14 protein-coding genes and 4 pseudogenes are annotated in these 13,866 nt (G+C 36.7%); 13 read left to right on the top strand and 5 right to left on the bottom strand.

Annotated features, from left to right (window positions below; all coding sequences use genetic code 11):
• Positions 1-23: 23 nt before the first annotated feature.
• Positions 24-482 carry a hypothetical protein gene (locus tag ACG59Z_RS10490; RefSeq protein ID WP_174736347.1) on the top strand — a complete coding sequence of 153 codons (459 nt, stop codon included), beginning with the start codon at positions 24-26 and terminating at the stop codon, positions 480-482.
• A 106-nt stretch (positions 483-588) separates the two neighbouring features.
• On the opposite strand, the gene ACG59Z_RS10485 is transcribed toward ACG59Z_RS10490, so the two are convergent.
• A complete protein-coding gene (locus ACG59Z_RS10485) occupies positions 589-1,035 on the bottom strand; it encodes a DUF6130 family protein (RefSeq protein WP_400199215.1) in 447 nt (148 codons plus the stop codon).
• An 86-nt stretch (positions 1,036-1,121) separates the two neighbouring features.
• On the opposite strand from ACG59Z_RS10485, the pseudogene ACG59Z_RS10480 reads away from it, so the two are divergent.
• A pseudogene (locus ACG59Z_RS10480) lies at positions 1,122-1,259 on the top strand (TetR family transcriptional regulator); the annotation flags it as partial.
• Positions 1,260-1,331: 72 nt separating this feature from the next.
• Positions 1,332-1,745: a TetR-like C-terminal domain-containing protein gene (locus tag ACG59Z_RS10475; protein ID WP_400199268.1), complete on the top strand. Its 414-nt coding sequence runs from the start codon at positions 1,332-1,334 to the stop codon at positions 1,743-1,745.
• A gap of 108 nt (positions 1,746-1,853) precedes the next feature.
• Here ACG59Z_RS10475 and ACG59Z_RS10470 read toward each other — a convergent pair whose 3' ends face one another.
• From ACG59Z_RS10470 to ACG59Z_RS10460, 3 genes and pseudogenes are all read right to left on the bottom strand, one after another.
• A complete protein-coding gene (locus ACG59Z_RS10470; RefSeq protein ID WP_400199213.1) occupies positions 1,854-2,282 on the bottom strand; it encodes a GNAT family N-acetyltransferase in 429 nt (142 codons plus the stop codon).
• Between the two features lie 48 nt (positions 2,283-2,330).
• A complete protein-coding gene (locus ACG59Z_RS10465) occupies positions 2,331-2,642 on the bottom strand; it encodes a hypothetical protein (protein ID WP_400199211.1) in 312 nt (103 codons plus the stop codon).
• A gap of 129 nt (positions 2,643-2,771) precedes the next feature.
• A pseudogene (locus tag ACG59Z_RS10460) lies at positions 2,772-3,275 on the bottom strand (serine hydrolase); the annotation flags it as partial.
• Here ACG59Z_RS10460 and ACG59Z_RS10455 point away from each other — a divergent pair.
• Positions 3,272-3,523: pseudogene (locus tag ACG59Z_RS10455) on the top strand (TetR family transcriptional regulator); the annotation flags it as partial. The pseudogenes ACG59Z_RS10460 and ACG59Z_RS10455 overlap by 4 nt on opposite strands.
• Positions 3,524-3,573: 50 nt before the next feature.
• Here the strand turns inward: ACG59Z_RS10455 and ACG59Z_RS10450 are convergent.
• On the bottom strand, positions 3,574-3,891 hold the full coding sequence (locus ACG59Z_RS10450; protein WP_400199209.1) for an ArsR/SmtB family transcription factor: 318 nt from the start codon (positions 3,889-3,891) through the stop codon (positions 3,574-3,576).
• 212 nt (positions 3,892-4,103) lie between these two features.
• Between ACG59Z_RS10450 and ACG59Z_RS10445 the strand changes: the two genes are divergently transcribed.
• The 9 genes and pseudogenes from ACG59Z_RS10445 to ACG59Z_RS10405 all read left to right on the top strand — a co-directional run.
• The gene (locus ACG59Z_RS10445) at positions 4,104-4,526 is read left to right on the top strand and encodes an MAPEG family protein (RefSeq protein ID WP_400199207.1); all 423 of its coding nucleotides are present in this window, start codon (positions 4,104-4,106) and stop codon (positions 4,524-4,526) included.
• 85 nt (positions 4,527-4,611) lie between these two features.
• Positions 4,612-4,962, top strand: coding sequence for a thioredoxin family protein (locus ACG59Z_RS10440; protein ID WP_400199206.1), 351 nt, complete (start codon positions 4,612-4,614; stop codon positions 4,960-4,962).
• A 366-nt stretch (positions 4,963-5,328) separates the two neighbouring features.
• On the top strand, positions 5,329-8,154 hold the full coding sequence (locus ACG59Z_RS10435; RefSeq protein WP_400199204.1) for a DUF2345 domain-containing protein: 2,826 nt from the start codon (positions 5,329-5,331) through the stop codon (positions 8,152-8,154).
• A gap of 6 nt (positions 8,155-8,160) precedes the next feature.
• Complete coding sequence (locus tag ACG59Z_RS10430; RefSeq protein WP_400199202.1) at positions 8,161-9,660, top strand: hypothetical protein; 1,500 nt, start codon at positions 8,161-8,163, stop codon at positions 9,658-9,660.
• Positions 9,657-10,799 (top strand): hypothetical protein, encoded by a 1,143-nt coding sequence (locus ACG59Z_RS10425; RefSeq protein WP_400199200.1) that lies wholly within the window; start codon positions 9,657-9,659, stop codon positions 10,797-10,799. Before ACG59Z_RS10430 ends, ACG59Z_RS10425 begins: the two co-directional genes overlap by 4 nt.
• A 108-nt stretch (positions 10,800-10,907) precedes the next feature.
• Positions 10,908-12,062, top strand: coding sequence for a hypothetical protein (locus tag ACG59Z_RS10420; protein WP_400199199.1), 1,155 nt, complete (start codon positions 10,908-10,910; stop codon positions 12,060-12,062).
• Positions 12,063-12,166: 104 nt separating this feature from the next.
• A complete protein-coding gene (locus ACG59Z_RS10415; RefSeq protein ID WP_400199198.1) occupies positions 12,167-12,331 on the top strand; it encodes a hypothetical protein in 165 nt (54 codons plus the stop codon).
• A 10-nt stretch (positions 12,332-12,341) separates the two neighbouring features.
• Positions 12,342-13,625, top strand: a complete 1,284-nt coding sequence (locus ACG59Z_RS10410; RefSeq protein WP_400199196.1) for a type VI immunity family protein — start codon at positions 12,342-12,344, stop codon at positions 13,623-13,625.
• A gap of 121 nt (positions 13,626-13,746) precedes the next feature.
• Positions 13,747-13,866, top strand: a pseudogene (locus ACG59Z_RS10405) (hypothetical protein); the annotation flags it as partial.

Below are 13,866 nucleotides of genomic sequence, written 5' to 3'. Positions count from 1 at the left end.
ATTGAGATTGAGGAGGGTAAAAAATGCCAAAGTATTTAGCCGTGGCTGAAAAGGTTTATAAGAATATTAAAAAAGACGACTTATTCACCAATGACCTTACACAAAATCTGAATTGTTTAATCAGTCAGATACGTAAGGCCATTAAAGGGACTGAGTTTAAACTTAAGTTTAATTACATTGATTTTGATGAACAGCTCACCAAGCCTCTTAGTGAATGTAAAGTCAAAGTCGATTTAAGTGTTATGCCTAAGTTTGAAAATGAAGGAGAGTATTTACTCTGGTTAGCAAGTTTTATCGAGCGGATTACAGAAGGTGGGAAACCCAAATTTCCGCCAATTTCACAGCTCATTCCGCACGGATTTAAAATGTCTAAAGAATCATTTCCTGTGACAGCCGCTCCTCAAAAAGAAGAGCATGCAGATATGATTATTAATTATTTTAAGTCGAAAGATTTTCTGAAAACCGAGAAAACTCCTTCATAAAAGAATATAGAAGTATTCGTCCACCATACTTCTATATACCTGCTGGTTTATACTCAGCGACCGCCATCTGGGGCGGTTTTTTTTATGGGTATTACACCATTACTGGTCAATGGGGATGCGTATTTCTAGAGTCTATGTTTGTGGTTACAAACGTTAATGTCTGATGATCTAACACTTGGTGTGTTGCATCAGCTAAATCAATAGAGACGGTATGCTCACCGGGAGCTAGTCCCTGAAGGACGATTGGCTCTTCAGACGCTTGTACCCAATGCCAAGAATTGTGATCAAGCGAAACATGCAGGTGACCGAGTTTTGGTTTAACCGCGAGCGCCGCCTCTCCATAAACAGACAATATTCGAATATTTTGCGCATGCCAGCGGATAATGACGACCCCTTTAATGACCTGATGATTTGTTGGAGAGTCAATGATCAAATGGGGCGCATTATCCTTTTGCTGCACTGGTGATAGGCCAACACTGGTCTCGTTCGCATAGGCTTGCGATCCCAAAAGCAATACCCCCAGTATTCCTGTGACCAGTAACTTTGTGTTCATAACGAAGCACTCTGAGATTAATGTAAGCACAGATTACATTGATCTCAAAGTACTGTCAAAGTTAAACTATCGTAAATTTAAAAGTGATGAAATTCATGGCAGACACACAACGGGGTTATCACCACGGCGCACTGAAAGCCGCACTTATTGATGCGACGTTGATTCTTTTAAAAGAGGGTGGGATTGAAGCCGTTTCTGTACGAGAGGCAGCTAAACGGGCGGGTGTTTCACCAGGTGCACCGTTTCGCCATTTTCCATCGAGAACTGCACTACTGAATGCGGTTGCAGAAGAGGCCATGGTTCGTCTCACCATGCAAATCGATCAGGCACTCACTCAAGCAGCGAGTCTCTCACCCTTAGAGCAATACCGTGCATTGGGACAGGCGTTCCTGATTTGGGCCTTTGAAAATCCGCATCACTTTCAAGTGATTTCCACGCGCGCCGTCATCGATTTTGAGGGAAGTGGACTTCGTGTAGCTAACGACAAGATTCGTCGCCAGATGCGACAACTGTTGAATGATGCTGTATCGAGTGGAGAGCTCGTCGGTATCTCGGCTGAAGATGCCTTGTTATCTACTCGTGCATTGGCTTATGGCCTTGCCCGTATGAACATTGATGGGCAGTTACAGAGTTGGGACGTTGAGTCAGGGAACTACCTTGGGCTTGCACAACGTCTGATCAATGAACAAATTGACCGCCTCAAACGTTGAGATTTCATTCTGATTTCGACGTGCTCAATGTCTTAAATAGGGTGGGCAATGCCTACTGGTTTATACTCAATGACCGCCTTCTGGGGCGGTTTTCTTATGAGTTTTACATCATTTACTTCTTTCTAAAAGTAAAACAGGTTTGTCGTAATTACTATTACACCACTCATATTTTTTGATTACAGCTTGAGGAACCTGAGCTATGTCTTTCACGGGAGTAAAACCCATCGAACCGTAAAAACTTTCTAGTTCGGCAAAAGGTAGACAGTAAAGCACAGAATATTTTGAGTTTTTAATTAAGAAATCGACCACTTTACGGGCGATGCCTAACCCTTCATTGTCAGGAAAAACATAAATTCCACCGAGTTCGCCGCTGTTCGAATCAATAGAAACAACTCTACCTTGCCCAACAGTTTTATCACCAATAGAGGCGAGTACAATAAGTTCATTTTCATGTGATGGAACAAAATCAACCTCAGCATAACGTTTGTTTATAGCTTTGAGATCGGCAGAAGTAGCAAATCTTAATGAAATTTCCATAATATTTTCTGTAGTACTATTAAGTTAGATCAGGGGGGAATTAAGCTTTCATTTATGAAAATATTTCTTTCCTTTGTAGGATAAGCGTGAGTTGTAGTCAGTGTCGATCATGAGCGTTACAGTTTCAGCTTTTGCACTTATTGCATAGTAGAGATCATATTGCTCTTCTGTTTTAACACTCACTATTTTGCCATTTGATAGAATAGCCTCAGCGGCTTCTAAGTCAGTTTTATATTTATATATATCAATGCTTTCTTGTGCTTCCCACCAGAGCATAATATCTTCAATATTTTCAAAAGGGCTATACCAAAGAACCTCTAGCGCACCCTCATCAATCGCTACGGGTATAATTAATGGCATCTTCATCACCAACTATTTATTTAATAATAAATTCTTCAAAAACGACTGTACGTGAGTATCTGTATAACTCCAAATCAACCCATCATAAGGCGTTGCTAAATGCCTTCTAGTCATGATGGGTCTTTATAGTTAAGGATTCATAGAATCAACGGCTTGAAGTATGCCTGTAAATAATATTGCCAGTTTTGACTCAGGCTGCGGCTCATTTCCATTTGCGGTAAATACTGCACAAACTTTATGACCTTTTTGAGTTTTACCAATCACAGAAAAGTTAATCACCCCGTATTCGGAACCGCCTTTAAAACCAATTTTTTGCCAATTTAAATTTTTAAAAAGTGGGTTTAAAGAGCTGTTCAGAGCTGGGGCATCTTGAACACTTTCAAGCAGAGGGCAAATCTCATTGGCTGATATATACCATTCAGCATCTTGCCAAGTAGCCGATTTTCCAATGCTACTCACACTCGGTAGTGGGAGTTTTTCTAGCTCAGAGAGCGCTTCTAGACGAGCCGACTTTGTACCTGTTTTAAACTTATTTTTTAGCTTTTCATTACTTGGGTCAATCAGTTGAAATAGCTCTCGTGTTGTCAGCATCGGGATATTTCTAGGTGACAACGCTTCTATACGAGGTTTCTTTTTTTGAAACTAAAAATAATTATTCAAATGCCTATCAAGTCGCCATTAAATATAGAACATGGCTGACCAATGAAATCTACAGTCAGCTTAGAGCGCTTAATAGGGAAGCCTCATTTCATGATGCCAAATTATTTTTATATATGATTGAAGGCACCATTATTCAGCTTTTAAGTTCCGATATTTCAAATGTAAGGGAATGGTTGTTTGATCGGTTTTTAAGAGGGTTTTTAACATCTTCGGTTAGATGAAATGCTTCGAAACTGATTTATCTTAGCCGCATAAACTCATGCGGCTTTTGTTAAGCATGAAAAATACTTTTAAGTAGAGCGATGATTTTTGCGATATCTGGGTTTTCTATACGGTAGTACAGCGTTTGGGATTCACGGCGATATGTCACTAACCCTTCTTCACGCATTTTTGCAAGATGCTGCGAAAGAGCAGATTGGCTCAGAGAGATTCTTTGCTGGATTTCACCGACTGTCATTTCTTCCTTTTCAATTAATAAACATAAAACTAAAAGACGATTTTTATTACTAATCGCCTTTAAAAGATCAGAGGCTTTCTGAGCGCCTTCCATTAAAAAAAGATCATCTGCATTTTGAGGACTAGCGGTCATATCACTCTCATAAGAGAAATTGCGAATCAAGATTTCATGATTATAGCGGATAAGAATAATTGAAAACATTATATTAGATGAAGCTAAATTAACTATTGCTAAATTAGATTTATCTAATATACTGAGTTTACCTCAAGCTTAATCACTACGTTCACATGTTTAATGCATGCATGAACGCAGTTTCTCTTTTTCTAAATTTGGGAACCTAGACAATGAACATACCTACTTGGATATTGCTTGCATTCGCTGGCTGGACACTTCTTATTTTGTTTAGCACGGTAGGGGTTTATCGTTGGTCACGAATTTTGACTGGTCGTGCGACCATAAGTGAATGGCAAGCAGGCCAGCCACAGGGAAGTGACTGGTATCAACGAGCAATGGCAGCACACCGTAACTGCATTGAAAATCTTCCTGTTTTTGCAGCCATTGTTATTGCCATCAACCACTTTGAGCTTCATAGCCCAGTGCTCGACAGTTTAGCGATAGGTGTGTTAGTCGCACGCATTCCCCAAAGTTTGATTCATATTTGTCTGGTGCAAAGTGATCGAGTTGCCACATGGCGCTTTATATTTTTCTTTGCCCAAATTATTGCCATGATTTGGATGGGAATTTATATCGTTCTTAAAATTGCCTAGCTTTATTGAAAGCATAATCGATAGGATCGGCGGGCGGTTTTCTAAGTCCAAACGCTGTCCTATTTCAACTAAAGGATATGACTAAATGACAGAGTTTACTTTATACACCTTAGATAATTTTCCTTCGGCTATTTGCAGTCATGAACCATTAAATGAGCAAATCGCAATCATCTTTTTTTCAGCCTCTTGGTGTCAGCCTTGTAAAAATATGAAATCGGTTTTTCAAAAAGTTGTAGATGATATGCATGGCAAACCAATTAATTTTGGACAAGTTGATATTGCACAATCGCCGAATTTAGCTCAGCAGTATGGTATTAAGTCAGTTCCCTCAATCGCTATATTTAAAGCATCTTATTTAGTAAAGGTCATTGCTGGAGAAGTTACATTTAGCCAGCTTGTTACTCAAATAGAGCAGGTGCTTAAAGATATAGCTTGAGGGGAGATGTTTTATTACATATACAAATGTTTTATAAGGGCATTTTTGTTCGTGTTTTAAATAAATTGAAATATAAGGTTAAACTGGAAATTATTATATATAACAGTAATTTGTAGATTTACTTTTTGAACTTATGTTGAACGATTTTTTATGTTAGGTGTTTGTTATTTGTTCTGTTTTAAGTATTTGATAAATTAAGTTATTTATAGTGTTTGGTGTGCTGAAAATGAGGCTTAATATAGGAAAATTAAAAATTATATTGATCATGTTGGTGCTTAAATCTATTTTGAAATAGCATAAAATAGACAGTTCTGTATATTTTGTTATAAAATATAGTTGATTATGATCCCAATTTATAAAAATGTAATGTTTAACAATATTTCCCAAGTTTTAGAGAGTATTGGTTTTCTCTCACAACATCGTTCGGTGTATCTCCAGTTTTCAGATGCATCACTGAATAGTCAAGTTTTTTTACAACGTATAGATGGGCAACATTCTCTTAATCAGGGTATGACAGCCGAGCTGATTTGTTTATCAACCAGTGCCCATATTGCACTCAAGACATTTATTGGAGTGCGGGTTGCTGTTGACCAAGTAACAGATCGAGGAAGTTTTTTCCGTACTACAGGTATTATTATTGGAGCATCGCAGGGGCAAAGTGATGGTGCTCTAACCTTATATAAACTCACCATAAGTGATCCAACTTATCTCTGGCATAAACGCAGAAACAGTCGTGTGTTTATGAACAAGAGTGTTAAAGAAATTAGTGAGATTCTATTTCAGGAATGGCAGGGGAAAAGTCCATTATTTGCATCTAGTCTGACTTTAGATTTGAGCGGGTTGAAACAGACCTATGATGTCCGTCCTTTTGTTATGCAGCTCAATGAAAGTGACTATGATTTCTTAACTCGTTTATGGCGTAGTGAAGGCATTAACTGGCTCATTGATGAAGCTGAGCTGACTGTACCAAGCAATACAGATCATATTCAGCCACAAAAACTACGTCTTATTGATGACAATAACCAATATCAAGCGTTAACAAGAAGAACAATTCGCTATCATCGAAGTCATGCAACTGAACAATTTGATAGCATGACCAGCCTTATGGCTAACCGTAGTTTACAGCCCACTTCTGTTTTTGTGCAGCGTTGGCAGTCAGATGTATTAGAGCAAACAGATGGGGTAGGCAGTGTACAAAGCAAACATGAGCATAGCTCTAACTATGACAACCAAAGTTTAAGTCTTGAAGATGCATGGCACTTTAGTCCGGCATGGATGCAAGATTTAAAAGGTGAAGATGGTGCAACTTCAGCAAGTAATCAACAATTAGAAAAGTTCAATCAGAACTTAAGCGCTTTTCATGATGCTCAGTCCAAGCAGTTTATTGCTCAAACTACAGTACGAGATACTCAAGTCGGCTATTGGTTTGAGCTGAATGAACACCCTGAAATTGATCTTCATACCGGTGCGGATAAAGAGTTTCTAATCATTGGTAAGCATTACTATAACCAAAACAACTTACCGAAAGACTTAAACCAACAAATTCAAGCTTTAGTTCAACAAAGCCATTGGCAAGCGAGTCAGACAGACGAGCGCCAAGGTAATGAACTGATTTTACAACGCCGTAATATTAAAGTCGTTCCAGAGTATCAACCTTTGGAAAATCTACCTAAAGCCTCTGTACAACGTGCGCGTGTAGTTGGACCAGAAGGCGAGCAAATTTATGTTGACCAGTGGGGACGCATTAAAGTTCGTTTCTTGTTTACCCGAGCTGATGACCACCGCCATGATGGTGGAGCAGGGAGTAACGACAATGACACAGACTCGGCTTGGGTTGATGTTTTAACCCCGTGGGCTGGAAAAGGTTATGGGGCACGCTTCTTGCCACGTGTCGGTGAAATCGTTGTGATTGATTTCTTTGACGGTAATGTTGACCGACCATTTGTGGCGGGACGTATTCACGAAGCTGAACGCTACCCGACCCAGTTTGATCAGAAAGGACACCTACCCGACACTAAAAAGTTGAGTGGTATTCGCTCAGAAGAAGTAGGTGGCAAAGGTTTTAATCAGTTACGTCTTGATGATACGACTGGGCAAATTAGTGCTCAGCTGCAAAGTAGCCATGCGGCTAGTCAGTTAAACTTAGGTAACTTAAGCCACCCAAAAGACAAATCGGAAAGTGATGGTCGTGGCGAAGGTTTTGAACTGAGAACTGACCAGTGGGGTGCTGTTAGAGCAGGTAAGGGTTTACTCATTACCACTCATAAACAAGATCAAGCTCAAGGCACACATTTAGACGCAGCCGATGCCAAACAACAAATAGAAGGTGGTCTTAATAATGCTAAGGCACTTAGCGAAGTGGCTAAAAACCAGCAAACTGACCCATTGGAAGTATTAGATAATCTAAAAACTTTCTTAGAACAGATTGAACAGCAAGATAAAGACAAAGCGGCTGCTTTCAAGCAAGCCTTGATGGTATTAACCGCACCTAACAGTATTGCGGTAGCGAGTAATGAAGATATACACCTAAGTGCAGATGGTCAGTTAAGCCAAAGTGCCGGCGATAGCATTAATATAAGCACTCAAAAGAACCTGATTGCACATGCTCAAAATAAGTTAAGTCTATTTGCTGCCCAACAGGGAACACGGCTGTATGCGGGCAAAGGAAAGGTTGAAATACAAGCCCAAGGTGATGGAGCAGATTTAATTGCCCGTAAAGGCATTCAGATTATTTCAACAGAAGACAAGATTGCTATTAGTGCTTCTAAAGAAATTGTTATTACAGCCGGTAGTTCTCAAATCAAGATTAATGGTTCGGGTATTTTCCCTGTCACGGGCGGTAAGTTTGAGGTGAAAGCTGGGCAGCATGTGTTTATGGGGGGAGCAAAGGCAAATTATGTTTTACCTCCATTACCCGCACTACAAACAAAAACTGATGACTTATTATTGGAATATTTACATAGTGATGGAACACCTGTTAAAGGTGCTGATTATGAGGTTTTATTATCTGATGGTTCCGTCCGTAAAGGAAAACTAGATGCTTCTGGTAAAGCTATTGTGAGTGGTGTACCTGCTGGACGAGCCAAAATTCAATATGGGGAAGACCAAAGTAAAGATGAGTTTCCAGCTTTAGAAGTAGATGATTGGTTTACTAAACTTGGAAGCACTATAAAGACTGGAAAAGAGGAATAAAGAATTATGCCAAATCCTCAAAATCAACAATTCTGGTCAAAGATCGCAGAACGACCTACAGAAATACAACGGCAGTTTTGGTATGGTGCTGAAAAATTAGCAAAGTATCTAAACGATAATCCAGCTATGTATAAAGGTTATATGGACTATGATACAAGTAAGCCTGACCCTAATTTATCATGGTGGGAAAAGATATTATTTTACAGTGGACAAGCTCACTACAATGAGGCGGTAAGCAGCTATAACACAAGTAAAGTAATTGCTGATCAAGGTAGCTGGTTATGGGGAATGCTCAAAGGTGACTTTAATAAAGACCCTTCAATGTCTCAGATTATTGTTGGTGGATTGATTAGTCTTATACCTATTGCAGATCAGGTTTGTGATGTTCGTGATGTCATTGCCAACCTTATTACCTTGTCGGATGAAAAAGATCGAACTCAAGATAATTATATGGCACTTGCTTTGACAAGTGTGGGTATCATTCCTGAAATTGGTTCAGCAATCAAAACTATTGCGAAATCGAGCCGAGCAAAAGATGTCAGCAAGGTAAAGTTATTTAAGGCCATGGAGTATTTTGAAGAAGCTTTAACAAAGCTCAAAGTCAAATGTCCATGGGGCAAAGCACCAGAAGCATGGTTAAGATCTCGACCATGGAAAGGGATAGCGACACAAGGTTTTAATGCTTTAAAAAATAACATTAATCGAATCCTATTAGTGATTAATCAGTGCTTGAAGAAGTTTAATGGTGCATTGAAAGCTGCCTTAGCAAAATTTCAGGCAACCTTAAACCATGTTTTAAACACCATCAAAAAGTATATTGATCAGTTGTGTGATGAAGTAGATAAGGCAATTGGTCATTTATTACCTCAACAGCCATTAGCCATGGCACATGCAGGTGGGGGAGGTAAGAATGTACCTACAGGACGTTATGAGGTAAATGTCAATTCTGGTAAGAAAACAGAAAAGAAGCATCAGCAAAAGAAAGAGGTGCCTGAAAAAGAGAAACCAAAAGATAAAGATATAAATAATCCTTGTACTTTAAGACCTTATAAACCTGATACATGTAAACCACAAGGTAAAACAGGTCATCATGTGGTACCAGATAGAGCATTCAGATTAGGACTAAGAACAGATACTAGTAATCGAATTCCTGGTTCAATTACAGAAGGACAAGGTTTAGTTGTATGTGTAACAGGAAAAGGGAGACAGCTTCAGCACGGACAAATTCATTCCTATTATGATAAAAAAGAAAGAGTTTTAGGAAAAGTATCAAACCCTAAAGGTGTGACAACATTGGAAAAGCTTGAATTAATAGGGGCATTTTCAGTTTCAAAAGTATTGAAATGTAATAAAGCTATACTTTTAGCAGAGTTAAGAGCTTATCATGCAGGGTATGGTATGGGACCTGATTTTAAGGTTACAGCTGATCCAACTGGAAAAATGTCTATAGACGCAAATATTTTTAAACCTGCTACCAATACAAAACAAGGTGGAAAAAAACTATGACACAAATATCATCTGTAACTTTTAATGCAGCATGCGCTATCTCAGATGATATGGTGTATGTAGCAAGCTCACTGGATAACTTTGATGACAATCAACAATTTAGTCGATTGTTTATGTACGATTATACTGAAGAGAATGGAGGTGGATGGTATTATCATGATGTTAATTTTATTGTAGTTGATGTATGTTTTTATAATGTTGAGAATAATAACAAGTTAATAGCATTAAGTGATGAAGGTGAAATTGAAGAGTTTGATGGTGAAGTTAGTAATTTTAAAAATATAGATGGAGCTGGTTTAAATCAAGAGTGGAGTAAAGATCGTGGTTATCTCTCCACAATAAAATTTCAAAATAATAAGTTATTTGCTTGTGGCTATGATGGCCAAGTTTACATTAATGAATTTAAATGGTTTGACTTATCAAATGGTTTAAAATCGAGTAATAATCAAATACTGGATTTTGAATCTCTTGAAAATGAGGATGATATTTCTGTTATAGATATATGTGAAATAAGTGGTAATTATTTCTGTGTAGGTCGTATCGGAGATAATGGATTAATTGCAAATTATGATGGTAAACGATGGAATATATTGAAAAAAGTTACACCTGCTACATTATATTCAATTATTCCGAAAAAAGATGGAAAATTAATCGCATGTGGAACATATGGAAATTTAATAGAAATTAATCAGGATACTACTCTTAATCGTAAAACAAACTTAAGTATAAAAGATGATTTTTATTCTTTAACTGAATTTAATGATATTCTTTATATAGGTTCGGCATGCGGTTTATATAAATTTTATGAAAATGAAATTACTAAAGTGAATATTCATGAGGAAATAGATAATAATCTTGTTTTTAAAGTAGATTCTACTGAAAATACATTATGGATTTTTACTAATAAACTTATAGGTAGATATGATGGAAATTTTTGGAAAATTTTTGATCATCCAGATAATAAAGAATATAAAAAAATATCTTTAACTGTGAGTGCAAATGAAAAATGTCCTAAAACTGGATATTGGTATACAGTTGCGAAACCTAATTCGAGAGCTTATTTTAAACAAGGCGATGCTTTTCCTCAGTTAGTAACTGATTGGGGGGAAGTTTATTGGTCTTGGGATGGTGAAAATTAATTGAATGCCCACAAGGGTATTTTATAAAGCACAAGATTTTTCTTTATCCTATTTTGTATTTTCCAAAGATATAAATGAAAACTTGGAAATAAGTGAAGTTATTGGAATATGAAAAAAATACCTATTACTTTTAGTTCAGGATGCGCTATTAGTAATAACAACTATTACCTTTCTGCTAGTATTGATGAATTAGATACATGGGATACTTTTAGTAGGGTATTTATTTATCGACATGAATCAGATATAAATTGGTCTAGCCATGATTTAGATGGCTGGAAAGTTATTTCAGTGGCTTACGCGAATTTATTAAATAATAGATCTCTAATCTCGCTTGATAAAGAGGGAAATGTAGAGATTTTTCAGCAGGCTGGTGAAGAGTACCAACAAATATGTCCTGTTACTAATGAGCAGTTTATATATGGACAATTTAACCGTTTACGTGTAATTCAAGATAATATTTATGCTTGTGGAGATGGTGCAAAAATTTATATTTATGATGAGGAAAATTGGAAGAGTATCGCCAATAACTTAGAAGAAAAACCTTTAGAATTTCCTAAAAATGATGATTTTTTTCTAAATGATAATCAAGATTTAACTTTTAAGAAGAATCTTTATGATATAAATAGTTTTGATAATAATAATATTTATGTGTGTGGAACACAAAATGATGAAGGTTTTATTGCATTTTTTAATGGTTTAAAATGGCTTGAAGTTGATCGTATAACGCCTTCTGCACTATATGCGATAATTCCTTGTCCTGATGGAAAAAACATTCTTGTTCTGGGACAATATGGCACACTTTTAAGAGGTAATATTGATAGTGGATTTAAGAATTTAAAAGATATAAGTATTAATTCTACATTTTATAATGCTGCTTTTTATAATAATAAAATTTATATAGCTTCTGAACAAGGCCTTTATCAGTATGAAGAGGGAAGGTATTCCCTAGTCTCAGAGTTAGAAGCAATTCAAGGAATAATATCAGTTGAAGTTAAAGAAAATATTCTTTGGGTTCTAACCTATAAAAGACTTATACGTTATGACGGAAATATTTGGGAGATAATTAGCCATCCTGATAATGATGAGTTAGACAGGCAGATATTAAAGTGTGACGCTGGAGATTTTTGTCCATACTCAGGGGAGTGGTATAGCCCTGCTAATAATATGCAGAAGAGATACTTTACCAAGGGTGAAATTATGCCTGAAATTAAAGATAATTCTTGGGGAGAGACTATTTGGTATTTAGATATGGAAAATGAATAATATTTTTATCTATTTAATTTATTAATATGGAGCCTATCTAGCTGATAGGCTTTTTTATACCATGTATACGATGAAATAAATAAATTCGAAAATACAGGCACAAAGTGATAGAGCTGATTAAATCGCTTGTAAAAGCTAAGTTCACTAGCAAAACTACAGCCAATAAAGGATTAAAACTATCATTGTTTCGCTATCCTGAAGATGCATCAACTACAGAAGCTAAAGAGTCGAAGCCTACAACAGCGAATAAAAAGCGTAAAACCAATTAAGGAATATTACATGAGTACTTCTGAAACTTATTTAAATGATGAAGAGATTTTTGAATTAGTACGGGATATTCCACTTGATACTTCAATTATTTATGGTGAGGAAGATCAGGAGTTTGGTATTTGTCCATACATTACCTTTTATATTTATCATCAAGATGATGAAGTAGAAGATGTAGCCAATAAAATCATAGATATTTACGAAGAGCTTGAAAATGAAATAATTGATAAGTCCTTTAAGTTGCGTTATCGAAAATCAAAAAGTGGTGCTAGTACATGGAAAAATGCAACGAAATGGAAACCATCACGTCAAACAATGATAGAAGAAATGCATGAGAGTTATAAAAAATATTTTGTATATTTTATAGCAGCTACGACAGGAGATTCAGATATCCAAAGTGCACGTTGGGCTTTACAAAGCAATATTCGTGATGATGGTTCAAGGTATTCTAGTCTAAAAATTTCATTTGGAGATAAGTGGTTTAGAGAAAATAAGAATAAATGGTATGCATTTGTTAAAAATTGTCTAATGAAGCTTAATCCGATACAAGCTTATAGTGGATATGAAATTGGATGTAGTGCTCAATTTCCTGTGGTTTCTCCAGAATTTGAAATTGCAGAGCGTATTTTTAGTGACTATTTCTATGGTTTAGATATCGATCATCCAGGGAATATGAGTCATACCCATGATGATAGTGATGAATATATTAATTCTTCAGCACTTGGAACTGGATTACGAACTCCAACATGGTGTTTTTTACTTTCCCCTTATTGGATAGAAAAGTTAGGGTTAAGCGAGGAGCAAATCCGCTTAAAGCTCAATGATCCACGAATTGAGATTACTAAATTACCAGATCCAGCAGACCCTGAAAAATTCAGTCTATGGATTCGACTTGGAGAATTATCACTTTATCCAGTCGAAGAGGGTATTCCAGATTTATTGGTGATGGCAAATGAGCTTATTAAGCCAATTCGTTGTAACGATTTAAAATTAACGACTTTAGATGCATGGGATGATGATCCTAACCCAAGATTTGATATAGAGAACTCTCCACAATGGATTGCTCGTTTTGATAAAGATAGCCATTGGCCTGAAGGAAAACGAGTCAATAAAATTCATGCAGTACAGTTAGAGCAAAATACCATTAAGGTATTAGGTGGTGAAATTTGCCCGAAAACAGGTGAGTGGTATAGTCCTGCAAATAATATGGAAAAGCGTTATTTTACAGAAGGTGAAATCATGCCAGAGATTAAAGATAATCCTTGGGGTGAAACCATTTGGTATTTGGTTGAATAAAAGGGCGTTAATAAGGATATTTTTATAAAGATCAATGAATAAGCTACTTCAATTTTGGAATAGCTTATTAGAGTTTTTAGATTCTTTTGATACTCCACGAATGATGCTCGATATTGGGAAATCTATTTTTGATCATCATAGTCAATGTAAAGGTCTGGATAAACCGAAGTGTACCCGTACTGTGACCTCACATGCGATTACTTTAGAGTTTGTTTTACCAAATGAAATGCTGGAGCGTTAA

The organism is Acinetobacter sp. ABJ_C1_1 (assembly GCF_044684115.1).
GTDB lineage: Bacteria > Pseudomonadota > Gammaproteobacteria > Pseudomonadales > Moraxellaceae > Acinetobacter > Acinetobacter nosocomialis_A.
Note: the sequence above shows the minus strand (reverse complement) of the source record. Positions and strands in the feature narration are given on the sequence as shown.